This is a genomic window from Corynebacterium sp. TAE3-ERU16 (assembly GCF_019209935.1).
Taxonomy (GTDB): domain Bacteria; phylum Actinomycetota; class Actinomycetes; order Mycobacteriales; family Mycobacteriaceae; genus Corynebacterium; species Corynebacterium antarcticum.
This window is the reverse complement of the sequence record NZ_JAHUTN010000003.1, coordinates 116,837-141,367: the sequence shown is the minus strand read 5'-3', so window position 1 is coordinate 141,367 and position 24,531 is coordinate 116,837. Positions and strand designations below refer to the sequence as shown.

The following is a 24,531-nucleotide window of genomic DNA, read 5'->3' as shown; positions in this document are numbered from 1 at the left end:
TGTCGCACCACCGGTTTCGTGTCGGCGGGGTTCCGGGAGGAACCGGTGGATCCGGCGCCGCCCCGATCACGCTGGTGATGCGGCACCTGTCAGGCCCCGGTCGGGGATACGTCGGGCCGCGATCTCCCCTGAAGAGGGTTGATTGTTTCATCACGGAGAACCCCGCCTGTCCGACTGTCTGTGCGGGCATTTTCGATCGGTTCTGTGCAGCACCGACGCATTCGGTGGGATGATTCTCCGAATGGCCTTGCACGCGAGAATTCATGCCACAGATCCGATCAATGCGGGTTATCGGCCCCGACCTCGTTAGAATCTCCCGTGGTGATCCCCCGGCAACGGGAGTGGATCCGCAAAAACAGTGTTCGACGATTCTCCGGAGAGGGAGACACCCAACATGTTGAAACGAGTAATGGCAATCGCGATGGCCTTCGTCGGCCTGAGCGTCGGCGCCGGATTCGCATCCGGGCAGGAGGTGCTCCAGTTCTTCGTCGTGTTCGGTCATGCCGGTCTCTGGGGAGCCGTTTTCGTCGCGCTGATGATGTGCGTCGTCGGACTGGTCATCCTCCAGCTCGGCAGCTACTACCAGGCCACCGAGCACACCGCCGTCTTCGACCAGGTGGCACACCCGGTCGCAGCCAGATTCCTCGACGGCTCGGTGATGCTGACCATCTTCTCCCTCGGTATGGTCATGTTCGCCGGTGCCGGCGCGAACCTCGACCAGCAGTTCGGCCTGCCCATCTGGGTCGGTTCCATCATCCTGCTCGTCCTCGTGCTGGTGCTCGGGCGGCTCGACGTGGACAAGGTGAGCAACATCATCGGTGCCATCACCCCGGGCATCATCCTCTTCATCCTCATCGCCGCCGTCTATGCCTTCGTGACCGCACCCGATGACTGGTCCCACCTGGAGGAATCGGCTTCGACGATCCGCACCACCCTGCCCAACGTCTGGGTCGGCGCCCTGAACTACCTCGGATTCTCCCTGATCGTCGTCGTCTCCATGTCGATCGTCATCGGCGGCTACTACCTCAACGCACGGATCGCCGGACTCGGTGGTCTCCTCGGTGGCGGCATCTTCGGCCTGATGCTGTGCCTCGTGGCCTCCTCGCTGTTCCTCAAGGTGGACATGCTCAAGGACGACGCGATGCCGATGCTGACGCTCGTCGGTCTCATGCACCCGATCATGGGCACCCTGATGTCGGTCGCGATCTACGGCATGATCTTCAACTCGGCGCTCGGCATGTTCTACGCCCTGACCCGGCGACTGACGGTGAACAAGCCGCAGAACTTCAATTCCACCTTCGTCATCACCGTCCTGGCCGGATTCGTCCTGAGCTTCCTGGGCTTCCGTACCCTGGTCACCTACCTCTATCCGTTGCTCGGCTACGTCGGCGTCGCACTGATGTGTGTCCTCGTCTACGCCTGGGTACGGGACCGCGGCATGATCGTGAACGAGGTCAAGCGTCGGCAACGTATCCGTGAACTGGTCACCCGGAAGCTCGATCCGTCGAGGAAGTTCACCGCGGGCCACCAGCGTGAGCTGACCCGTCGCCTGAAGGCCTCCAACATCGACGAGGAGGAGATGGCCGCGACCGTCCGGGAGAAGGTCGAGCGTCAGCTCGATGAGGATGACTCGGTCGATTTCTCCATCGACGACAGTTCCTCCGGACACGGTTCGTCGCACGTCAACTGATCTGTTCCCCGGAAGTGCCGTGAGATGAGGCCCCGCTTCCACGTGTCACACGTGGAAACGGGGCCTCTGGTGGTGTTCACCGCCGTCCGGCCTCTGTCCCTACGACGAGAAGAACGAGCTGCTGCCGGTGTCACCCAGCCAGGAGCTCAGGTTTTCCGCTGATGAGGGGGCCCCGGAAGGCGGCGTTCCCTTCCTGCGGAGGACAACCTTGCGGGATGCGCCTTCGAGGCCCGCGGTATCCACGACGAGTGTGGTCACCGCTGGTGTGACGGTCACGGTGACGCCCTCACCCGTGGACACCGGCCATTCTCCGGGCACCTTGATCGTGAGCTGTGCCGTTTCCTGGGTCGGGTCGGCTGCGGTGACGGTCAGCTCGTCGCCGGCGTACTCGGCCAGGACGACGGCGGGCTGCGCGAACTCCCAGGTGGCGTAGGTGCCCGGCTTCCAGACCGCGAAGCCGGTTGCATCGCCCACCTGGACGACCTGGGCGTGCTCATCGTTCTGCTCGATCTTGGCTGTCGCGGAGGAGCCGTTCAGTGTGTCGGCGATCCGGCGGGTCTCCTCGGCGCTGGCCCTGGGCAGCAGTATCCAGCCGCCCGCTTTCTGTGAATCGCCGACGTGATCGAACTGGATGGTGGCCCAGGTGCGGGTGACCGGGTCAGCGGCCCCCGGGTAACTGCTACGGAACGGATTGACGTTCAGCCAGGTGTTGGTACGGTCATCGATGCTCGCCCGCACGGTTCCCGCAGTGAGGAACACGTAGCCGGCGACACCGTCGAGATGCGCCCACTTCGGATCCTTGACCGTCGCTTCTCCGGCGACCCGGTTTCCGTCGACGGTGAGCACCGGCTTGCCGTTCTCACCCATGTTGCGGTGCTCGACGACCGTCAGCGCCGGGCTGTCCGGTGCCGTGACACCGCCCACGAGCTCCACGACGGAATTCGCAGTGCCGAGCCAGAGGCGCCGGGCCTCGAGACCGTTGAGATCTGGTCCGATCAGGTGCATGCCGGCGAGGCTGAGTGACCCGCTGGTCAGGCCACCGGTCCATTCGTTCTGCGGGGTGTCCACACCCCAGGAATCGCCGACGCGGCGCCTGAGCTCCCGGTGATCGACCGTTGTTCCGGTCGGCGCCGAATAGTCGACGGTGCACCAGAAACCGTCCTCGTACTGGCCCATGTTCTCCGGGAGCATGAGGTAACGCATGCCACTTCCGGTCCGAGAACCGAGTTCATTCTCCTGATTTCCGTACTCGTACCAGGAGATCCGCTTCGAGCACATCGACACCGCCACGGTCCAGTTCGCGCTGCGGTGGACCAGTCGGTCCATGGAGGGGAACATCTTGGGTTCAGACAGGGCCGGGGCCGCCGGGAAGCCCTTAGCGCGGTTCACCAGAGCGAGCTGCGACATGCTGCTCGTATCGGTGAAATCGTTGTAGGTGTTGCGGTGGAGCCAGCCGGAGCAGAGGCCGCGCCAGCGATCCGCATACTCGGCGGGTGCCCGCTCCGCGAGCCGGATGATGGAGGTGAGGATGGAGATCCCGTGCGAGGATCCGGGTTCGACCTTCCGGGAGACGGATCGACCACGGACGCCGTCGATGGCCTGGCCGTCGACGATGATCGGTATGTAGGCCTGGTCCACGAGGTAGTAGACACGATTCTTGCCGTCCTCGCTGATGTCGAAGGAGGTGCCCGCGACCAGATCGAACATGAGCGACAGACCGGAGATCAGGACGTTGCCGTATGCGCCGGTGTAGGGGATGTGGGTGTGCTGGACGAAGGAGCCGTCCCGGTAGAAACCATCGCCGGTCTCCACGTACTGCCAGGTCGCGGACAGACCGTCCAGCGCGCCTCGGAGCCGTTCCTCGTCCCGGACCGCGATCGCGGAGCACGCCACGGCGCGGCAGAGGTCCAGCCGGTTGGCGCCGGTGGATGTCTTGCGGGCGTCTCCCTTGTTGACCTCCTGCTCGGTCGGGTCCGGGATGAAGTGGTTGATTCCCGCAGCGGCCTTGGCGAGGATGTCCGCGGGCAGCTTGTCGCCAAGCAGACACATGATGTCGCCGACGGCGCGGCCCGCCCCGGACTCCCAGTCCCACCAGTTGCCGTACTCGAACTGATCGGGGTTGTAGCGCAGGGTCAGGAACCTGTCGAGGGCCGCCATGGCGGCGGCCAGGACCTCGTCGCTTCCGAAGTGCCTCGAGCCGGGGATGGACCAGCCGTTGGCCAGGGCGAGGATGCTCCGGGCGGTGGAGGTGATGTCGGGGGACCTCTCGGCCGCCAGGTTCTTGCTCCTGAATACCGTGGTCTCCGCTTCCGCGCCGGTCGCGAGATCATCCAGCGTCCGGTCGATGGAGCGGTCCAGTGCCGCGATGAGCGGTGCGAACGCCGCGTCATCGGCATCGAATAGATTCCTGGAGGTGATGATGTCGATCCAGCGTTGGCGCAGTTCATCGAAGAGAGGCCCCGGGATCTCGGCTGCCGCGGCCTCCCGGAACACGCTTCCCATCGCGGCGATCACACCCGCTGTGGCGGACGCCTTGAGGAATGTTCGTCGGGTCAGATTCATGGATGCTCCCTTTCGGTTCATGCGCCGTGGCGTGGCGTCAGCTGCCGCGCCACGGCGCACACGGACCGGTTCCCGGGGTGTCCGGGCGCCGGGGGAACGACGACCGGGGTCGGAAACCACGTTTCGGCCAGGATAGAATGTGGGGTGGTGGGGTGAACAGGATTCGATGCGTGGTGCGCCACAGTTTCGCCGCGATTCCCCCATCGGTTTTCCTCCGGGCGTCACCCCCGTTGCGCTGGTGAAAGGTGGGGGAGCGTCCCCTGGGTCGCGGCACTGGGCGACTCCGTGTGAGATTGATGACACCGCCGACCCGTGTGGCGGGTGCATCGCCGTCCCGGACGTCGACAAGTGGCCGCACCGCGGGCACACTGGAGCCATGCCTTTCAATCCGGATGTCCAACCCACCTATCAGCCCGCACCGAACCGTTACCACGACGGCGTTCCCTACCGGACCGTCGGGCACTCGGGGCTGAAACTCCCGGTCGTCTCCCTCGGGATGTGGCACAACTTCGGTGATGACAAGCCGCTCGAGACACAGCGGGCCATCATCCACCGTGCCTTCGACCGGGGGGTCACCCATTTCGATCTGGCGAACAACTACGGACCGCCGAATGGTTCCGCCGAGGTCAACTTCGGCCGGATCCTCGACCGCGACTTCCGCGGCCTGCGGGACGAGATGATCATCTCGTCGAAGGCGGGATGGGACATGTGGCCCGGTCCCTACGGGTTCGGTGGGTCGCGGAAGTATCTGATGGCCTCACTCGACCAGTCACTGGATCGCATGGGGCTCGACTACGTCGACATCTTCTACCACCACCGACCCGATCCGGAGACTCCGTTGGAGGAGACGGTGTATGCCCTGCGGGACATCGTGTCCAGTGGTAAGGCGCTCTATGTGGGCGTGTCCAGCTACGGTCCGGAGCTACTCACCGAGGCCGCCGGGATGATGGCGGAGGAGGGGTGTCCGCTGTTGATCAACCAACCCAGCTATTCCATCGTGAACCGTTGGGTCGAGGAGGCCGGGGAAGACGGTGACACCCTGCTCGAGGCCGCGGCCGACAACGGGGTCGGGACCATCGCGTTCTCCCCGCTCGCGCAGGGCCTGCTCACCGACCGCTACCTTGACGGAGTACCCGAGGACTCCCGTGCCGCCGCGCACAAGTCGTTGTCGAGTGACATGCTGAGCGATGAGAACATCCGGATGATGCGGAGACTGAACGACATAGCGCAGGAGCGGGGGCAGACCCTGGCGCAGATGGCGGTGTCCTGGGTTCTGCGGGAGCAGGGACGCTACGGCGAACAGACGGTCACCTCGGCGCTCGTCGGTGCCTCCTCCGTCGAACAGCTCGACCAGAACATCGATGCCGCCCAGAACCTCACATTCACCGGTGCGGAACTGGCGGCGATCGACGAGATCGCGTCCGACGCCGGGATCAACATCTGGGCGCAGGCGACGAAGTCCAAGACCCGGGAGAAGTGAACTGACCTCACGCTGTCCGACATCTGACACACCGAGGGCCCCGATCCGGCGTGAGTCGGATCGGGGCCCTCGCACCACTTCCGTGGCGTGTGGTGTCCCTCAGTGGAGGAGCAGTCGGACGGCGATGGCGATCATCACGATTCCGATGGCCATGTTGACGATCCGTGCCACGTCAGGGCGGGAGAGCGGGCCGGAGAGCTTCTTCGCGCCGTATCCGATGCTCGGCATCCACATGGTCGACGCCGTCAGGGCTCCGGCGGCGAAGTACCAGCGTCCGATCTCGCCGTACTGGTTCGCTATGCCGCCGAGCATCACCACGATGTCGACGTAGGCGGCGGGGTTGAGCCACGTCATGGCGAGTGCCGCGAGAACCGGCTTGACCCAGGTCCGTGCCGGTGCGGTCCGTGTGGTGCGGACGGTGCGCTCAGCCACGGCGACCGAACCTTCTCCGGTTCCGGTTCCGGGGCCGGTTCCGTCGGTGTCCCCGGGGTGGGGGCCGGTGGGGACCTCCGGATCCTGACTGTCCCGGGTGAACGTGCCGCCGCCGGGACGGAACGCGTCCCTGAACGACGTGAAGGCGAACCAGAGGAGATAGACGAAACCGAGGTACTTCATCACGTCCAGGATGATCGGCGCCTTGTCGATGATGACACCGACACCTGCGGTGGAGCCGATGATGAGCATCCATTCGGAGATCAGGCACACGGCGACGACCGCCCCGACGGCGGTCCGGCGAATCCCCTGTCGGAGGAGGAGAGTGTTCTGAGGTCCGATGGCGACGATGAGGGACAGTCCCATGAGGAATCCGTGGAGCGCGATGTTCATGCCACCGATCGTGTCACCACCTGATCGTTAAGAAAAGTTAAAGTTTTTGAATGTACGTTAGAATTACTTCATGAATCCGATTCACCTGGCCACACTCCTCGCCGTCCTCGATGAAGGATCCTTCGAGGGGGCCGCTGACGCGCTCTCCCTGACACCCTCGGCGGTGAGTCAGCGGATCAAGGCGCTTGAATCCCAGGCCGGACGGGTGCTGATCCGACGCACCAGTCCGACGTCCGCGACCGCCGCGGGGGAGGTGCTGGCCCAGGCCGCCCGTCGCATGGCCCTCCTGCAGGCGGAGACCGACGCACAGTTGCGGGGGAGGATCGCGCGGGTGCCCCTCAGCGTCGCCATCAACGCCGATTCCCTCGCCACCTGGTTCACCCCCGTGTTCGCTGATGTTGCGTCGTGGGATTCCGCCACCCTCCAGTTGCGCGTCGAGGATGAGGCCCACTCGCTCAAGCTGCTCCGGCGCGGTGACTGTCTGGGGGCGGTCACCCGCGAGCACGCGCCCGTCTCCGGATGCACCGTCAGTCCCCTCGGGGTGATGCGCTACCGCGCCGTCGCCAGCCCCTCGCTCCGTGACTCCTACACCGTCAACGGCCGTCTGGACTGGGCGGCCATGCCCGCGTTACGCTACGGGCCGAATGACAAAATCCAGGATTCAGACTTGACAGGCCGTGTTGACCAGACCCCGCGGCACCGGCGCATATCACAGATACCCTCCTCCGAGGGCTTCGTCGAGGCGGCCAGGTCCGGACTCGGGTGGGGCCTCGTACCGGAGATCCAGGCCGCCAGGTACCTCGACTCCCGGGAGCTGGTGCTGCTCGATGAGCGGGTGTCCATCGTCCCGCTCTACTGGCAGCACTGGCGGCTGGAGTCCCCGCTGCTGCAGAAGCTCACAGATTCGGTCATCGCGGCCGCGGAAGAGAGCCTCGAACCCGTTTCGTGACCTTCCGGATCAGGACGTACGGTGCTACGGTAGCGGCTTGTGTGCAACACCGGATCCCCCAGGCGCGGTTTCACCCGGGTCGCCGTCGTCATGGTCCTCCTGATCACGGGAGCGGTGGTCCTGGTGTCCGTCCTGTGCGATGTCATGGAGGATCGCGCGGGTGGCGGTGATGACGGGCCCGGAGACGTGGGGGGAGCTCCCACGACCGACGGTTGGCCGGGTCCCCAGATCTACAGTGACATGCTGGCTGAACTCGTCGTGCGGGACCGTGGGCCGCTGACGGGGTACGCACGGGACGCATTCGGACAGCGGTGGAGCGACGACGTCGCGGTCGAACTCGGACACAACGGCTGCGACACCCGCGACGACATCCTCGCCCGTGACCTCATACACGTCCGGTTCCGGCCGGGGACCCGGGACTGTGTCGTCGAATCCGGACTGCTGAACGACTACTACACCGGAACCCAGATCGATTTCGTCCGCGGTTCCGCCACCGGTGTCACGGTCGAGGTCGATCACATCGTCGCACTGGCGGACGCGTGGATGAAGGGGGCGCAGGATCTCGATCCTGAGGTTAGACGCGCCTTCGCGAATGATCCCGACAACCTCATTGCGGTCTCCGGCCCGGTCAACCAGCAGAAGGGGGCCTCGGATGCCGCGACCTGGCTACCGCCGAACCCGGATTTCCGGTGTGAGTACGTGGAGCGCCAGATCGCCGTCAAACACCGCTACCACCTGTGGGTGACCCCCGCGGAACACGACGCACTCGCTGCCGTGTTGTCGACCTGTCACTGACCCGGGCCGCACGGGCGGGCACGGTCCGGGTCGCCGGGGCAGAGGACGATCCCGGGTGGGAGTGCCCCGAAATACCGACGCGCCCGAGGAGGTTACCGGCAAAAGTCCTGAGGCTCACATACTGTGCAAGGTATGAGCGACAACAATGACCCCCGTCCCGACCGGGCGGTACCCGGCGACTTCGACGACAACGACATCCCCACCTACGCCCCTCCGGGGTCCTCACCCGAGAATACCCGTGACTCCGTTTACGACCGAGCCGGTCGTGCCGCCCCACAGTCCATCGGTGCCGGAGCGGAGGACTCCGCGACCGCGGTGTTCCCGTCCCCGTCCCCCGAACACGTCCGGGAACCGGGTTCCGCGCAGCCGGAACAGGGTTACGCTGACGCTGACTTCGCCACGGAACAGCCCACGACCACGATGCCGGTGATGACCGGCACCCCGGCACCGGTGCAGCAGATCCCGACCCAGTCAGTTCCCGTCGACGCGGGCTACACCGGGGATCTGATTGAAGAGGATGAACCGGAAGCGAAGCGCGGCACGATGGACTTCGGGCTCTTCCTCATCCGACTCTTCTTCGGTGCAGCTCTGATCCTCCATTCGGTGTCCGTGTTCTTCCGGCTCGGTGCCGGCGGCGGAATCGCGGCGCTCGAGGAGCAGTTCTCGGGCTACGAGTTCGCGGGCGCCCTAGCCATCGCGGTACCCGGGGTGGAGCTCGCCGCAGGCATCCTCCTGGTTCTCGGCCTCGTCACCCCGCTCGCGGCGGCACTCGCCACCGTGGTCACCGCGTTCCTCGCTCTCCACCAGATCAACATCGCAGCCACCCCGGTCAACCCCTTCCAGTGGGGTGACGGGGTCCGCTTCGCGGTCCTGATGACAGTCATCGCAGTCGGACTCCAGCTCACCGGCCCAGGCCGCGTCTCCCTGGACTTCAGTCGCAGTTGGGCCCGTCGTCCGCTGTGGAGCTCCATCGTCTTCGCGCTGATCGGCATCGGCTGTGCGATCGGCCTCTGGTGGCTGGTCACCGGTGGTGCCTACCCGTTCACCGCCTGAAGACAGATCTCGACGAACGCTTCCGGCACAGAGTCGGTTTTCCGCGGCGGTCGCTCACCGGCACAAGGTGGGGGACCGCCGCGTTCCTGCGCGGGCTGCGCCTTCGTGGAGCGGTTCAACCCGTACCCGGAGCGACATCCCGATCCGCGAGGTCGAGAGACCGCGCAGCTGCGGTGGAGCGGCTCCATCCTGTCGGGGCACGGAGTCTCAACACACCACCGGGCTCCTGTACGCCTGGCCCAGGACCCACGGGAAACAGTCGGGAAAGCGCGCCGGTGGCTGCGGGGATCACCGAGCCAGACCACCGACCCGACCGGAGCCACCCGGAATCGGGCCGCGTTGTCCTCGGAAGCTGACGGGGCCCACCTTCCCCGCGTCCGACCGTCCGGTGTCAGTCGACCTGACGGACCGCGCCCTTGTCCGCGGAGGTGGCCATCTTCGCGTAGGCACGCAGGGCCTTGCTCACCGTGCGCTGGCGGTTGACGGGCTGCCACGGCCTCTCGGAGGCGTTCATCTCCTCGCGACGACGCTCGATCTCGGCGTCATCGACATCCAGGGAGAGCAGACGCTGATGGATGTCGATGGTGACGGTGTCGCCGTCCCGGATCAGACCGATGAGTCCGCCGTGGGCAGCCTCGGGGGAGACGTGACCGACCGAGATGCCCGAGGAGCCTCCGGAGAATCGACCGTCGGTGATCAGCGCACATTTCTTGCCCAGACCCGAACCCTTCAGGAAGGCCGTCGGGTGCAGCATCTCCTGCATACCCGGTCCGCCCGAGGGGCCCTCGTAACGGACGATGAGAACCTCACCGGGCTGGATCTCCCTCTTGAGAATGACGGAGACCGCCTCCTCCTGGGATTCCACGACCCGGGCGGGTCCGGAGAAGTGCCACAGCTCCTCATCGATGCCGGCGGCCTTGATGATCGCGCCGTCGGGTGCGAGGTTGCCCCGCAGGACCGCGAGGCCACCGTCGACCGTGTGGGCGTGTTCGACGTCGTGGATGCAGCCGTTGACCGCGTCGGTGTCGAGGGAATCCCAGCGGTTCTCCGTGGAGAATGGTTCGGTCGTCCGCACACCGCCCGGGGCGGCGTGGAACAGCTCGATCGCCTCGTCCGTGGCCTTCCCGCCCCGGATGTCCCAGGCATCCAGCCAGGACTGCAGATCCGGTGAGTGCACCGAATGGACGTCGTCGTGGAGCAGTCCACCACGGTGGAGTTCCCCGAGTATGGCGGGGATGCCGCCGGCGCGGTGGACGTCCTCCATGTGGTAGTTGGAGTTCGGGGACACCTTCGACAGGCAACCGACTCTGCGGGAGAGATCGTCGATGTCGGCGAGGTCGAAGTCGACCTCGCCCTCCTGTGCCGCGGCCAGAATGTGCAGCACGGTGTTCGTCGAGCCACCCATGGCCATGTCCAGCGACATCGCGTTGTTGAAGGCGTGCCTGGTCGCGATGGACCTGGGCAGGACGGAGGTGTCCTCCTCCCCGTAGTAGCGACGGCACAGTTCGACGATTGTTTCACCGGCTCGGGTGAACAGCTGCCGGCGGGCCTTGTGCGTGGCGAGTGTCGAACCGTTACCGGGCAGGGAGAGACCGAGTGCCTCGGTCAGGCAATTCATGGAGTTCGCGGTGAACATACCGGAGCAGGAACCACAGGTCGGGCAGGCGGATGCCTCGATCCGGGAGAGCCCCGGCGCATCGACGCCCTCGTTCGCGGACGCGGAGATGGCCGTCACGAGGTCCGTCGGAGCGTGTGCAATGCCGTCGACGACGACCGCCTTGCCCGCCTCCATCGGTCCACCGGAGACGAAGACGGTGGGGATGTTCAGTCGGAGGGCCGTGTTGAGCATGCCCGGGGTGATCTTGTCGCAGTTGGAGATGCACACCAGTGCATCAGCGGTGTGCGCGTTGACCATGTACTCCACCGCATCCGCGATGATCTCGCGACTGGGCAGGGAGTAGAGCATGCCGCCGTGACCCATGGCGATACCGTCATCCACGGCGATGGTGTTGAACTCCTTCGGGACACCGCCCGCGGCCGTGATGGCCTCGGCGACGATGTCGCCGACGTTCTTCAGGTGTACGTGGCCCGGGACGAACTGCGTGTAGGAGTTCGCTATGGCGACGATGGGTTTACCGAAGTCGTTGTCCTTCATTCCGGTGGCGCGCCAGAGGGCGCGGGCACCGGAGGCGTTGCGACCGACTGTGGTGACTCTTGAGCGTAAGGGGATCATGGGGGCTGTCTTCTGCTTGTCAGGGCGGGTCAGGGTGTCCGTGGAAAGGAAAATGGTGGCTGTTCGATTTGATTCTTGATTCAGGAGTCGCCGGAGCGGTTGTCTCCGTCGGCGTCACCGGGGTGGGTTTCGCCCTGCTCCCCGATGATGGGATTGCCCCCGGCGTCTGTCCGGTACCAGCCGCCGGGTTCCATGCCGCTGTGTCGTCTCGCTGCGGCACGTTCCTTCTTCGCCTGCTCGAGCTCCTCCTGTGCTGCGAGGATCTCCCGGGTTGCCTCCTCCCGGGTCTTGACGATCTGGTGGCCGTCCCGTCGCATCACCACGACTTTGTCGTCCGCGGCGTTACGGCCTGCGGCGATGACGTCGGGGATCCTGCCGCCCGAGGCGGCCGACAGGTCAGGCACCGTGTTGAAGGATACTCCGGGGAGGGTGAATTCCCGCCCGTCGTGAGAACGGGCGTGGGAGCTGCCTGTCCCGAAACGTATTCCGGCGAAGTCCTCCCAGCTGACGCTCTGCTCCGCCGAGAACGCATGGGTGGCGGTGATGCCGCGTGCATCGACGGTGGTGCGTGATCTCAGGGCCCAGTAGGCGTAGAAGAAGGGGAGCAGCAGAATCCAGAACAGGAACTTCGGTGCGGCTCCCACCGTGAGCAGGCTGGTCAGCAGCATCAGGCCGGCACCCAGGAGGTGTGTCCGGTCGGGCCGGAACACGGTGGCGGTGACCGGGGTCGTGCCGGTGGCTCCGTCGGTGTTGTCGCCGGTGTCGGGATCAGCGTCGGGGCTCGTGGAGGACATACCTGCCGATTCTATTGAATGGCCGGTACCGCAGTCACCTCGGGGTCAGCGGTTGACCGTCGTCCGGGTGCCGCCGTCGCCCGTTCGGCCCGTGGGACCGGCCGCGCCGGAGGTCGGGGAAGCCGTCGAGGTCGTGGGGGTCGCACCCGATTCCCCGGTCGGGCGGAATGCTGTTGTGGGGGATCCCGGGGTCGGCCGGCTATTGGGGGAGGGAACCACACCGGTCAGAGACGATGGTGGTGTTGTCTCGTCGGATGAGGTGACCTTCGTTGTCGGGGCGGGGAGAATGTCCTCGGCCTCGGCGGCGACATCCGTCGGATCCAGGGTGAAGCCCTTGAAGAAGAGCAGGGCCACGAGGGCGACACAGAGTCCCGTCGTGGAGGGCCGCACCCGTCCCCCGAATGAGACGAGCTTCCGCCAGCCGGTCGAGTCGATGGCCGACGGGGACAGTACGGGGTGTTCCTCACCGTCCGGATCCGCCGGGGAACCGGTGTCGGACGGATCACTGGTGGAGACATCGGAGCGGGACCGGGCACTCTCGGATTCGGCGCGCTCGGCCCGGTGCTCGCTTGCCCCGGGGGCTCCCCCGCCTGCGGCTGCCCGGGTGGAACCGGAGCCCTTCACCGCGGTGTGGCCCTCACCGCTGTCCGTGATGTCTCCGGTGTCGGTCTGCGCCGCAGGTTCGGGAGCGTAGTCGACGTCGATGAGCGGGGAGCGGGTCAGTGCCCGTTCGAGCAGGGGTGCGTCGGCGTCGAGGGTGTTGCGGACGGCTCCGGAGATGGTTGTCGCGGAACCGTACTCCTTCCAGAACTCCTCGATGATCTTCGTTCTGATCGCGCGTTCGACGGCCCACTGGCGTGCGGGATTGACCTGCACGATGAAGCGCATGTTCACCATCCAGGGCATGCCGACCGTGTTCGGCTCCTCGACCCCCACAGCGGGGTGGACGTCGAGTTCACCGGTGACGTCCCTGGCGATACCCGGCTGCTCGAGTGCGCGGAGCGTCGCGTCCGTGGACCGTTTGACGGCGTCGTCGATCGAGTCGGAGCCGAGCAGGGGGATGGGCATGACGACGACGGCCCTGGCCCAGTAGTTGGAGTGGTTGATGCAGACCCGGGCGGTGGAGTTCGGGATGTTCACCGTTTCGCCGGCGAGGGTGCGTACACGCGTGGCCCGCATCGTGATCTGGATGACGTCACCCTCGACGTCGATCCCGGGGCCCTGGAACCTCACCCAGTCGCCGACACCGAACTGTTTCTCGGAGATGATGAAGAACCCGGCCAGGAAATCGGCGATGATCGACTGGGCGCCGAGGCCGACCGCCGCGGAGATCACGGTCGCGGGAATGGCGGCGCCGGCCAGCGGGACGCCGAGTTGTTTGAGCGCGGCGATCGAGAGGAAGAAGTAGGTGATCAGCTGGACGAGGTAGACGGCTGTGCCGACTATGGCCAGACGCTGCTTCGACTCCTGTTCCGCCGGATCGAGTCGACGGGTTATGAGCCGGATCGTGAGACGCCCGACCCTGGGCACGAGGAACGCGAGGACGACGAGGATGGCGAGTTCGATACCGGGGTCGATGATCCACTGCCACCAACTGGACAGGATGTAGGAGAGGGGGAAGGACGGCATGGGGAACAGGGTAACGCGGTTGACGGGGTGGCTTCAGCGTCGGAGTGGTGGGTGATTTCTCACCCCTGGGCCATGGAGTGGCGTCGACCGGAAGGATCGGGGTTTGTGCCCCGAATCACTGGTGGCACGGTGTTCCGCTGGAACGGGTCCCGTCCCATCACGTGGACGGGGGTATGGGATGGGGTGGCGTAAGTTGCCGTAACCTACCGGGGCCTGTGTAACATCTCGTGACATGACCAACATTCGACTTGTACCCGTAAGCAGCCGGCGTTTGCCGTAACGGCCGTACAAGTCGTGAAGTCAAACGCCCTCGGCACCACCGCACAGACGGTGAGTGAACGGGGGTTTTGTTCATTCTCGCCCCTGTTGTCCCCGAAAACAACCGCCGGCACTCCCGGTGCCGGGGGCGGCGCCAGTACCCGCCTGATCGTAATTCACCGAGACCATTCCCAAAGGAGCCCGACGTCGTGAACGTGGCAGCTCGTCATCATCCCAGTCCCGCCATGCTGGCGAAGGACGCAGAACCGTCCGCCCCCGAGCGTATGACCGGAGCGCAGGCGATCGTCCGCTCACTCGAGGAACTCGGGGTGAATGTCGTATTCGGAATTCCGGGCGGTGCGATCCTGCCGCTGTACGATCCGCTCTACTCCTCGGAGAAGGTCCGGCATGTCCTCGTCCGGCACGAGCAGGGCGCCGGGCACGCCGCGGAGGGATACGCCCAGGCGTCCGGTGAAGTCGGTGTGTGCATCGCCACCTCCGGCCCCGGGGCGACGAACCTCGTCACGCCTCTCGCCGACGCACACCTCGATTCGGTCCCGGTCGTCGCCATCACCGGTCAGGTCGGCCACACCCTGCTGGGCACCGACGCCTTCCAGGAGGCCGATATCCGCGGCATCACGATGCCGGTGACCAAGCACAACTACATGGTCACGGACCCGAACCGGATCCCCGCCGCCGTGGCCGCGGCCTTCCATCTCGCCTCCACCGGTCGGCCGGGGCCCGTTCTCATCGACGTCCCGAAGGACGTCCAGAACGCCATGTGCGACTTCGTCTGGCCGCCCGAGATGTCGCTCGCCGGATACAAGCCCGTCACCACCCCGCACCACCGCCGCATCGAGGAGGCGGTCCGGATGATCGCAGCCTCCGAGCGCCCCTGCCTCTACATCGGTGGTGGTGTCATCAAGGCCGATGCGCACGCTGAATTGCTCGCCTTCGCCGAATACACCGGAATACCGGTCGTCACCACACTCATGGGGCTGGGTTCATTCCCTGACAGTCACCCGCAGCACATGGGTATGCCGGGGATGCACGGCAGCGTCTCGGCGGTTGCCACCATGCAACGCTCCGATCTGCTCATCACCATCGGTGCGCGCTTCGATGACCGGGTGACCGGTGACCTCGACAGCTTCGCCCCGGACGCCAAGGTGATACACGCCGACATCGACCCGGCCGAGATCTCGAAGATCCGCCACGCCGACGTCCCGATCGTCGGGGACGCCCGGGAAGTCCTGGACGCTCTGCTGACCATGTACCGCAAGCTTGAACTGGATCCTCCGGCAATCGACCGTTGGGTCTCCTACCTGAACGGGCTCCGTGACAGGTTCCCGCGTGGCTGGACGGGCAACGATGACGGCACGATCTCCCCCCAGTACGTCATCAACACACTGTCCAGGGAGGTCGGGCCGGACGCCATCTACTGTGCGGGCGTCGGTCAGCACCAGATGTGGTCGGCCCAGTTCATCGACTACGAGAACCCCCGTACCTGGCTCAATTCGGGTGGTCTCGGGACGATGGGTTACGCCGTACCCGCTGCGATGGGTGCGAAGGCCGGTATGCCGGACAAGGAGGTCTGGGCGATCGACGGCGACGGCTGTTTCCAGATGACCAACCAGGAGCTCGTCACCTGCGCCGTCGAGGGCTTCCCCATCAAGGTCGCGCTGATCAACAATGGGAACCTGGGTATGGTCCGTCAGTGGCAGACCCTGTTCTACGGGGGGCGCTACTCCAACACCCGACTGCGGAAGCAGGGCGAGTACGTGCCCGACTTCGTCAAACTCGCCGAGGCCCTCGGCTGCGAGGCGATCCGTGTCACCCGTGAGGAGGACGTGATCCCGGCCATCCGGCGAGCCCGAGAGATCAACGACCGTCCCGTCGTCATCGACTTCATCGTCGGTGAGGATGCACAGGTCTGGCCCATGGTCGCCGCCGGCCACTCCAACTCCGACATCCAGTACGCCAAGGATCTGCGTCCGCTGTTTGACGAGGGCTCGGCGGCGACTGCCCTGGCTGACGTCGAGAAGGCCATCGAGGACAACGCGAACGACGCCGCCAAGCACACCGAGGAGAAGAACTGATGTTCCCGAAGAACCGCTACATCCTGTCAGTCCTCGTCGAGGACGTCGACGGAATCGTCTCGCGGATCGCGGGACTGTTCACCCGTCGTGGCTACCCGATCGCATCCATCGTCTCCGCGATCACCGACGTCGACGGCATCAACCGCATCACCATCGTCATCGACGGGGAACTGGGCGATGAGCACACGATTGAGCAGATCACCAAACAGCTCAACAAGCTCATCCCCGTGCTCAAGGTCGTCCGTCTCCCGGAGGAGAGCACGGTCGCCCGGGCGCTGATGATGGTCAAGGTATCCGCGGATGCCGGCAACCGGCCGCAGATCGTCGACGCCGCGAACATCTTCCGGGCGCGGGTCATCGACGTCTCTCCCGACGCCGTGGTCATCGAGGCGACCGGAACCCCGGGCAAGCTCGAGGCGCTTCTCGACGTCCTCGCCCCGTTCGGCATCCGTGAGATGATCCAGTCCGGTGAGATCGCCCTCTGCCGTGGCCCCAGGACCATGGCCCCCGCCAGCGGACGCTGACCCCGACGGGGTGCCCGGACGTCGATCCCCTCCGTATGCCCCCATGCGGTACCTCCACAGTCCACGGGGTTCCGCGCGCAACCGCCCCATCCGGCACACCCGCCGCTGCACACGGGGAATGAACATCTAAGCTGGAACACATCGCATCCGATGCGTTTTTCGACCGATACATCTCAATTCGAGGAAAAGGAACACACAGCACCATGGCAATTGAAGTTCTCTACGACGATGACGCCGACCTGTCGATCATCCAGAACCGCAAGGTCGCGATCATCGGTTACGGTTCCCAGGGACACGCCCACGCGCAGTGTCTGCGGGACTCGGGTGTCGAGGTCTGCATCGGCCTCCGCGACGGCTCCAAGTCCGCGGTGAAGGCCCGTGAGGCCGGCTTCGAGGTCAAGTCGAACGCTGAAGCCTCCGAGTGGGCCGATGTGATCATGCTGCTCGCCCCCGACACCTCCCAGGCCCAGATCTTCACCGAGGACATCGAGCCCAACCTCGTCGACGGCAACGCCCTCTTCTTCGGTCACGGACTGAACATCCACTTCGATCTCATCGAGCCGGCCGACGGCATCACCGTCGCCATGGTCGCCCCGAAGGGCCCCGGCCACCTGGTGCGCCGTCAGTTCGTCGACGGCAAGGGCGTTCCCTGCCTCATCGCCGTCGACCAGGACCCCCGGGGCGAAGGTCACGACCTCGCGCTGTCCTACGCCGCTGCCATCGGAGGTGCCCGCGCCGGTGTCATCCCGACCACCTTCCGCGAGGAGACCGAGACGGACCTCTTCGGTGAGCAGGTCGTGCTCTGCGGTGGTCTCGAGTCCCTGATGATGCAGGGCTTCGAGGTTCTGACCGAGGCCGGTTACGCCCCCGAGATGGCCTACTTCGAGGTGCTCCACGAGATGAAGCTCATCGTCGACCTCATCTGGGAGGGCGGCCTCGCCAACATGAACTACTCGATCTCCGACACCGCCGAGTTCGGTGGATACGTGGCAGGTCCCCGCATCATCGATGCGGGCACCAAGGAGCGCATGAAGGAGGTCCTCTCGGACATCCAGGACGGCAGCTTCGTCAAGCGCCTCCTCGCCAATGTCGAGGGCGGCAACAAGGAGCTCGAGAGCATGCGTGCGAAGATCGCCGAGCACCCCATCGAGAAGACCGGTGTCAAGTTGCGTGACCTGATGAGCTGGGTCAAGAACCCGCTCGACGCCACCGCCTGATCCACCACCGGGCCGTTCCCGGCGCAGGAGTGTCCGACCCGCCCGCCAGCCGTCCACGACGGTTGGCGGGCGGGTCTTCTCTTCCGCTCCGGCCGCGTTCCCCGAACCCGGCCGGAGCGCGACCTGAAGGATGGAGCGATCGTGTGGGGGCGGAAAAAGGGGGTGATTCAGGGTTTCGATTTCCACTTCCTAGGAATGCTGGAGTAAGGGGCTGTTCGGGGGTGTCCGGGGTGCGGTACTGGCACCTGCCGCGTTGTTCCGCCTTCGGCAGGCAGGGGGGCGGACGCTGGCGGTACACGACATTCACGTCCGTTGAATTGTCCATGGTACGGGGTGCGGATGCAGTACTGACGGCACGGGTACCACTGCGGCGTCGTCCGGTATCCGGTGGCGGGCCGGGTGGGGGGCGGGGTGATCTGGGGGTGTTTGACCAGCTGAGATGCCCCCGCGCACGAGACGACGCGGTACGGGGCGGGGATTACGTGGCGGGATCGGTGACGCCCGTGTGGGGGCGTTGACAGCTAACAGAACGCTCGTACTGTAAGGGTAGCCTTCCGAAACAGTGTGGGGTGCGGAACCGATGACCGGCCCGCCCGAGGCTGCCCCACCAGAAAGGTATGTACCCCGTGACCACGAACCGCACCGAAGTGCAGCAGATGGCGGACTTCGCCGCCAGCGCCAGACTCGAGCAGATGTCACCGGAGGCGCTGGAACAGCTGAAGATCCGCGTCCTCGACACCCTCGGCGTCGCTGTCGGCGCGCTGGACTCCGACGTTCTCGTCGCCATCCGTTCGCTCAACGACGATCTCGGCGGCAACGGACAGGCCACCCTCATCGGTGGCGGAAAGACGGCCGCCGACCTCGCGGCATTCCACAACTCCGCGGCGTCCCGATACCTCGACTTCATGGACGCGTACCTCGCCAAGGGGGAGACCAACCATCCCTCCGACAACATGGGTGCCGTCCTCGCCGCGGCCGAGGTCGCCGGCGCATCAGGCCGGGACTTCCTCACCGCCTTCGCCGTCGCCTACCAGATCCACACCCGGCTCTCCGACGTCGCGCCGGTGCGTGCCCTCGGCTTCGACCACACCACCCAGGGTGCCTTCGCGGCGGGTGCATCCGCCGCACTCGCCCTCGGCCTCGATGCCGACGGCATCGCCAACGCGGCCGCGATGACCGCCACCGCCAATGTCGCGCTGCGCGTCACCCGCACCGGTAACCTCTCCCACTGGAAGGGGCTGGCCTACCCGCACACCTCCAAGGAGGGCATGTTCTACGCCCTCCTCGCTGGCAAGGGAATCACCGGACCCGAGGCGGTGTTCGAGGGGAACAAGGGCTTCAAGGCGCTGGCCGGCGACTACGAGCTCGACTGGTCGAAGGAGGACCTCGAGTCCGTCACCCGCACCATCATCAAGAAGTACAACGCCGAGATCCACTCCCAGTCCGCCCTCGAGGCGGCCCTCGAGCTCAAGAGGAAGCACGACTTCGATCCCTCCGAGATCAGGGAGGTGCGTCTGACCACCTTCGACGTCGCCTACTCCATCATCGGCGGCGGTGAAGAGGGTGACAAGCGCTCCATCCGCACCAAGGAGGAGGCCGATCACTCCCTTCCCTGGATGCTCGCGGTGACGATCCTCGACGGGGAGCTCAATCCCGCACAGTATGAGCCGGAGCGCATCGTCGCCGACGATGTGCAGACGCTGATGGGAAAGGTCACCATCACCCCGTCGGACGAGTTCTCCGACCGGTTCCCGAACGAGATGCCCGCCGACCTCGTCATCGTCATGAACGACGGTACCGAGTACCACGCCGTGGAATCCGCCTACGACGGCTTCCACTCCCAGCCGCTCGACTGGGACGGCGCGGTGGCGAAGTTCACCGCACTGGCCGAGCCCTTCACCGACGAGGCCCTGCGCACCGAGATCTGCGACACCGTCCACCGGCTCGATGAGGTCGCCGAGATCTCCGAGCTGACCGACCTGCTGGCCCGGGTCTCCACGACCCGCTCCTGACACCGCACCACCGACAGAAAGGCACCACCATGTCCAACGCGATTGACTTCGACGTCTCCTTCAACTTCGTCCCCCGCGCCAAACGACCCGCCAAGCCCCGCTCCTACGGCATGACCGAGGTCCGCGCGCCCTACTACGACACCTTCGGCACCCGTCACCTCCAGGACGTGTTCGACATGGCCGGCCAGTGGGTGGACGGCATCAAGTGGGCCGGTGGCTCCTTCGCACTGTGCCCCACCGAGCAGGTCCGGAAGTTCTCCGACATCGCCCACGAGAATGACGCCTACGTCTCCTCCGGCGGCTGGATCGAGACGGTCCTGCGCTACGGCGACGACGCCGTCGACCACTACCTCAGGGAGGCCAAGGAGGTCGGCTTCGACGTCATCGAGATCTCGACCGGCTTCATCATGCTCCCGACCTCGGGTCTCGAGCGCCTCGTCGAGAAGGTCGTCAAGGCCGGCCTGAAGGCCAAGCCCGAGCTGGGTATCCAGATCGGCTCCGGTGGCGACTCCTCCGAGGCCGAGCTCGCCGCTGAGGGGGCCAAGGACATCGGGGACCTCATCGACCGCGGCAAGCGTGCACTCGACGCCGGGGCGTCGATCATCATGATCGAGTCCGAGGGCATCACCGAGAACGTCCGGGAGTGGAACACCGGCGCCGCCGCCTCCATCATCAACGGGCTCGGCCTCGAGAACGTCATGTTCGAGGCCGCCGACGGTCCCGTGTTCGAGTGGTACGTCAAGAACTACGGCAACGAGTGCAACCTGTTCGTCGACCACTCGCAGGTCCTGCAGCTCGAGGGTCTGCGTCAGAACATCTGGGGCAACAAGTCCACCTGGGGTCGCGTGATCAACCCCCACTGATCCATCCGTTCGAACGGTCACTGAACCCCGCCGCACCGTCATGTACACACGACGGTGCGGCGGGGTTCCTGTCGCCGCGGATCACGTTGCCCGGTGAGATGGGGTGCCGGGGTACGCCAGTGGCGGTATCACCGGGCCGTGGTCCGGTCCGTGGAGCCATCCCCGCCGCGGACCCGGGAGTGGCTGTGTATCGGGGGTGTAGTTCGGGGGTGTTCCCGAGGTGATACAAAAGTAACCGGAATTCGTTTCAGGTAAGTCGACACTTAGTTCTTTGCCCATGTGGAAAGGCCTTTTACGTGCCACCACATTCGAAATTGTCCCGGATTTGGCAGCTGTTTCCGCTGCTTAACGCCAACACGTTTTCAATAAGGTTTCAATAAGGGGTCTGCAGGACTAGTGTTCAAGACATGAGCGAGAGCACGAGAACCGGGGACCATCACGAACACGGTCATGAACACGGCCACGATTGCGCCGGACACGATCCCGGGATGCACGACCACGGGCACGACCACGGTCAGGGGGAGGACCACGCCGGGCACGACCACTCCGGCCACGACCACGGCCACGGACATGATCACGGTCACGGCGGACACGCACACGCCCACGCGCCGAAATCCCTCAAAGCGCTGATCGGTGTCATCGTCCTGACCACCACGATCTTCCTCGCGGAGGTCATCTTCGGCCTGTTGTCCGGCTCCCTGGCGCTGCTCGCCGACGCCGCCCACATGCTCTCCGACTCGGCGGGCCTGGTCATCGCCCTGGTGGCGATCCTCATCGGCAGGCGGGCGGCCACGTCCTCCGCCACCTTCGGGTTCCGCCGCATCGAGGTCATCGCTGCGGCCGTCAACGCGCTCTCCGTCGGGGCGATCTCGATCTGGATCGTGGTCGAGGCGATCAAGCGACTCGGCGGACACGGGCACATCGACACGACGATGATGCTCATCGTCGCGGTCATCGGTTTCGTCGCCAACGGTGGCTCCGCGCTCCTGCTCGTCCGCCGCCAGCACGACAGCATGAACATGCGCGGTGCCTACCTCCACGTTCTCTCGGACATGCTCGGCTCGGTCGCCGTCATCATCGCGGGCCTCATCGTCCGGGCGACCGGCTTCATCCTCGCCGACACCATCGCCTCCGTCGTGATCGCCGCGATCATCCTCCCCCGGTCGATGCGCCTGCTCCTCGACGCCACCCGGGTGCTGATGGAACGGGTCCCCGGGAACGTCGACCTCGACGAGATCCGCGGGAGACTGGGGGAGATTCCCGGTGTCGAGACCGTCCACGATCTCCACGTGTGGACGATGGACGGCAGCGAGCTCATCGCAACCTGCCATCTCGTCATCGATCCGGACCGGGTCGAGTCCGGCTGCGACGTCCTCGACATCGCGAACCGCAGCCTGGAGAAGGTCGGCGTCACCCACGCCACGATCCAGATCGAAACCGCGCACCACGCCGATCACGAGGCGGACGTCCACGACTGACGCCCGGCTCCACATCCCACACCCCGGCCCCGGGACGGACACGGTTCCGTCACCGGGGTTTCACGCACCGGTAGCGCACATGTAGACAAAGCCCGATAGAGTCGTCGACATGGGTTTCACCACACCGAGCTACGACCTCACCGATCTGTTCGCCCGCATCGACCGCGGCGATATCCAACTACCCGACTTCCAGCGGGACTACAGCTGGAACGTCGACCGCATCCGGTCCCTGATCGTGACGGTGCTGCGCGGCTACCCGATCGGTTGCCTCATGGCGTTGGACACCCGGAACGAACCGATGAGGTTCCGCCCCCGCCCACTCGCCGGGGCGCCGGACACCGGGCGGAACCCGGGCATGCTGATCCTCGACGGACAGCAGCGTCTCACCACCCTCTACCACTGTCTGCGCGGCGACGGACTCGTCGACACCGTCGACTTCCGCAACAAGCGCATCCGACGCCGGTTCTACGTCGACGTGGACAAGGCCGTGTCCGAGGACATCATGCCCGACGAGGCGGTGCTCTCCATCGACGCGGACGGTGAGATCAAGTCCCACTACGGCCCGAAGATCCCGGGCGGCATCCCGGACCGGGAGACCGCCCGCGCCCACGGCCTGGTTCCGGTCTCCGCGCTGCTCGAGGACGAGGGCACCGACATGCTCTTCGACTTCGTCGAGGGGGCAGATGCCGTCACCCGTGAGCGGGTCAAGCGGTTCAACAACACCGTGGCGAAGCCGCTCGTGCGGTACTCCGTCCCGATCATCCGGCTCGACCGGGAGACCGCCCAGGGCGGCGTCGGCTCGATCTTCTCCCAGGCCAACTCGGCGGGACTCCAGATGGACGTGGTCGACCTGCTCACCGCCGTCTTCGCCAGCGAGGACCCCGACTTCCGGCTCTCCGACTCGTGGCGGGAGATCGAGGAGGCGCTGCGGGAGCACCCCGTCCTCGACGGCGTCGACCGCACCGCGTTCTTCACCGCGGTCACCCTCCTGACCACCGCGGGGAAGGGGCATGCGAGTGGACACCGCGAGGACATCCTCCGGCTCACCCTCGCGGACTACGCTCCCGCCGCGCAACGCACCGTCGACGCCTTCATCTCGGCGGCCGAGTTCCTGGAGGCACGGTGCATATCCGACACCACCCGGATCCCCTACGCGGCACAGATCACCCCACTCGCGGTGATCCTCTCCCTGCTCGGTGAGACCCCCGAGGTGTTCCGCTGCAGCGCGGCCGTCGACCGGCTCAACCGGTGGTTCTGGTCCGGCGTCTTCGGCGAACTCTACGGTTCCGCCTCCGTCGTCGTCCGCACCGGCAGGGACGTCAACCAGGTGACCCCCTGGGTGCGGGCCGCACTCGACGGAGAATCCGAGGTGCCCGAGCCGGCATCCATCAGCGACGCCCGTTTCGTCGAGTCCCGGCTGCTCAGCGTCGGCCCGGAGTCCGGCGTCTGGAAGGGCACCCACGCCCTGCTCATGGGCCGCGGCGCCAGGGACTGGCGCACCGGTGACCGGTTCGACGCGCAGAACCTCGTGGAGGACGAGGAGGGCTTCCACCCGATCTTCCCGCCGCGGTACTGCCGTCGGACGGGGGTCAACCAGATGCTGGCCGACAGTGTGCTCAACCGTTCGCCCCTGAGCCGCCGGACGGAGATGGTCATGGACGGGGCGGAACCGGCCAGGTACCTCGCCCGTGTGCAGTCGAAGTCGCTCATGGACGACGACGAGTTCGACGCCGTCCTCGCGAGCCATCTCCTCGATCCGCGGGTCCTCCGCAACGCCTGCTCCGACGACTTCTTCGCCGACCGCCGTACCCGGTTGCTCAAGATGATCGAGGAGGCGATGGGCAAGGGCGCGATCCACGACGTCGACGAGGCGAACCTCGGCGGTGGGGAGGAGGGCCCCGACGCGTTCGCCACCACCGGCAACGCCGCTGCCGCCGATGACGGTGCCGCCGACTGCGGTGACGGCGAAGGTGCAGCGCACCCCGGGGAATCCGGGGAAAGCGACACCTCCCGGGATGAGGATCCGCAGGTCGCCGATTCCTGACGCGCGGGGCCGCACGGTAGAAGCAGGGG

General features: G+C 65.9%; 17 protein-coding genes. 12 read left to right on the top strand and 5 right to left on the bottom strand.

What is annotated here, in order from left to right; all coding sequences use genetic code 11:
• The first annotated feature begins 409 nt into the window (after positions 1–409).
• On the top strand, positions 410–1,690 hold the full coding sequence (locus KRX55_RS04515) for a YkvI family membrane protein (RefSeq protein ID WP_255567560.1): 1,281 nt from the start codon (positions 410–412) through the stop codon (positions 1,688–1,690).
• Positions 1,691–1,789: 99 nt separating this feature from the next.
• On the opposite strand, the gene KRX55_RS04510 is transcribed toward KRX55_RS04515, so the two are convergent.
• Positions 1,790–4,252: a polysaccharide lyase 8 family protein gene (locus KRX55_RS04510; RefSeq protein WP_218406604.1), complete on the bottom strand. Its 2,463-nt coding sequence runs from the start codon at positions 4,250–4,252 to the stop codon at positions 1,790–1,792.
• Positions 4,253–4,628: 376 nt separating this feature from the next.
• On the opposite strand from KRX55_RS04510, the gene mgrA reads away from it, so the two are divergent.
• Positions 4,629–5,732, top strand: a complete 1,104-nt coding sequence (mgrA, locus tag KRX55_RS04505) for an L-glyceraldehyde 3-phosphate reductase (protein ID WP_218406603.1) — start codon at positions 4,629–4,631, stop codon at positions 5,730–5,732.
• Positions 5,733–5,831: 99 nt separating this feature from the next.
• On the opposite strand, the gene KRX55_RS04500 is transcribed toward mgrA, so the two are convergent.
• Positions 5,832–6,557, bottom strand: a complete 726-nt coding sequence (locus KRX55_RS04500) for a LysE/ArgO family amino acid transporter (RefSeq protein WP_218406602.1) — start codon at positions 6,555–6,557, stop codon at positions 5,832–5,834.
• A gap of 70 nt (positions 6,558–6,627) precedes the next feature.
• On the opposite strand from KRX55_RS04500, the gene KRX55_RS04495 reads away from it, so the two are divergent.
• The 3 genes from KRX55_RS04495 to KRX55_RS04485 all read left to right on the top strand — a co-directional run bounded on the left by KRX55_RS04495 (position 6,628) and on the right by KRX55_RS04485 (position 9,354).
• Positions 6,628–7,506, top strand: a complete 879-nt coding sequence (locus KRX55_RS04495; protein ID WP_218406601.1) for a LysR family transcriptional regulator ArgP — start codon at positions 6,628–6,630, stop codon at positions 7,504–7,506.
• A 90-nt stretch (positions 7,507–7,596) separates the two neighbouring features.
• Positions 7,597–8,301, top strand: a complete 705-nt coding sequence (locus KRX55_RS04490; RefSeq protein WP_218406721.1) for an HNH endonuclease family protein — start codon at positions 7,597–7,599, stop codon at positions 8,299–8,301.
• Between the two features lie 132 nt (positions 8,302–8,433).
• Entirely contained in the window at positions 8,434–9,354 is a 921-nt protein-coding gene (locus KRX55_RS04485; RefSeq protein WP_218406600.1) for a DoxX family protein, read from the top strand.
• A 391-nt stretch (positions 9,355–9,745) separates the two neighbouring features.
• Here the strand turns inward: KRX55_RS04485 and ilvD are convergent, their stop codons facing one another.
• The 3 genes from ilvD to KRX55_RS04470 all read right to left on the bottom strand — a co-directional run bounded on the left by ilvD (position 9,746) and on the right by KRX55_RS04470 (position 14,010).
• Complete coding sequence (gene ilvD / locus KRX55_RS04480) at positions 9,746–11,587, bottom strand: dihydroxy-acid dehydratase (protein ID WP_200258985.1); 1,842 nt, start codon at positions 11,585–11,587, stop codon at positions 9,746–9,748.
• Positions 11,588–11,667: 80 nt separating this feature from the next.
• Entirely contained in the window at positions 11,668–12,381 is a 714-nt protein-coding gene (locus KRX55_RS04475) for a PH domain-containing protein (RefSeq protein ID WP_218406599.1), read from the bottom strand.
• A gap of 45 nt (positions 12,382–12,426) precedes the next feature.
• Positions 12,427–14,010: a mechanosensitive ion channel family protein gene (locus KRX55_RS04470; RefSeq protein WP_218406598.1), complete on the bottom strand. Its 1,584-nt coding sequence runs from the start codon at positions 14,008–14,010 to the stop codon at positions 12,427–12,429.
• 467 nt (positions 14,011–14,477) lie between these two features.
• On the opposite strand from KRX55_RS04470, the gene KRX55_RS04465 reads away from it, so the two are divergent.
• The 7 genes from KRX55_RS04465 to KRX55_RS04435 all read left to right on the top strand — a co-directional run bounded on the left by KRX55_RS04465 (position 14,478) and on the right by KRX55_RS04435 (position 24,502).
• On the top strand, positions 14,478–16,364 hold the full coding sequence (locus KRX55_RS04465; RefSeq protein ID WP_218406597.1) for an acetolactate synthase large subunit: 1,887 nt from the start codon (positions 14,478–14,480) through the stop codon (positions 16,362–16,364).
• Positions 16,364–16,888, top strand: coding sequence for an acetolactate synthase small subunit (ilvN, locus tag KRX55_RS04460; RefSeq protein ID WP_198737333.1), 525 nt, complete (start codon positions 16,364–16,366; stop codon positions 16,886–16,888). Before KRX55_RS04465 ends, ilvN begins: the two co-directional genes overlap by 1 nt.
• A gap of 203 nt (positions 16,889–17,091) precedes the next feature.
• Entirely contained in the window at positions 17,092–18,105 is a 1,014-nt protein-coding gene (gene ilvC, locus KRX55_RS04455) for a ketol-acid reductoisomerase (protein ID WP_218406596.1), read from the top strand.
• Between the two features lie 617 nt (positions 18,106–18,722).
• A complete protein-coding gene (locus tag KRX55_RS04450) occupies positions 18,723–20,117 on the top strand; it encodes an MmgE/PrpD family protein (RefSeq protein ID WP_218406595.1) in 1,395 nt (464 codons plus the stop codon).
• Between the two features lie 29 nt (positions 20,118–20,146).
• Complete coding sequence (locus KRX55_RS04445) at positions 20,147–20,980, top strand: phosphosulfolactate synthase (protein WP_218406594.1); 834 nt, start codon at positions 20,147–20,149, stop codon at positions 20,978–20,980.
• A 488-nt stretch (positions 20,981–21,468) separates the two neighbouring features.
• Complete coding sequence (locus tag KRX55_RS04440; RefSeq protein ID WP_370625754.1) at positions 21,469–22,458, top strand: cation diffusion facilitator family transporter; 990 nt, start codon at positions 21,469–21,471, stop codon at positions 22,456–22,458.
• 109 nt (positions 22,459–22,567) lie between these two features.
• Entirely contained in the window at positions 22,568–24,502 is a 1,935-nt protein-coding gene (locus tag KRX55_RS04435; protein WP_218406592.1) for a GmrSD restriction endonuclease domain-containing protein, read from the top strand.
• Positions 24,503–24,531 lie beyond the last annotated feature (29 nt).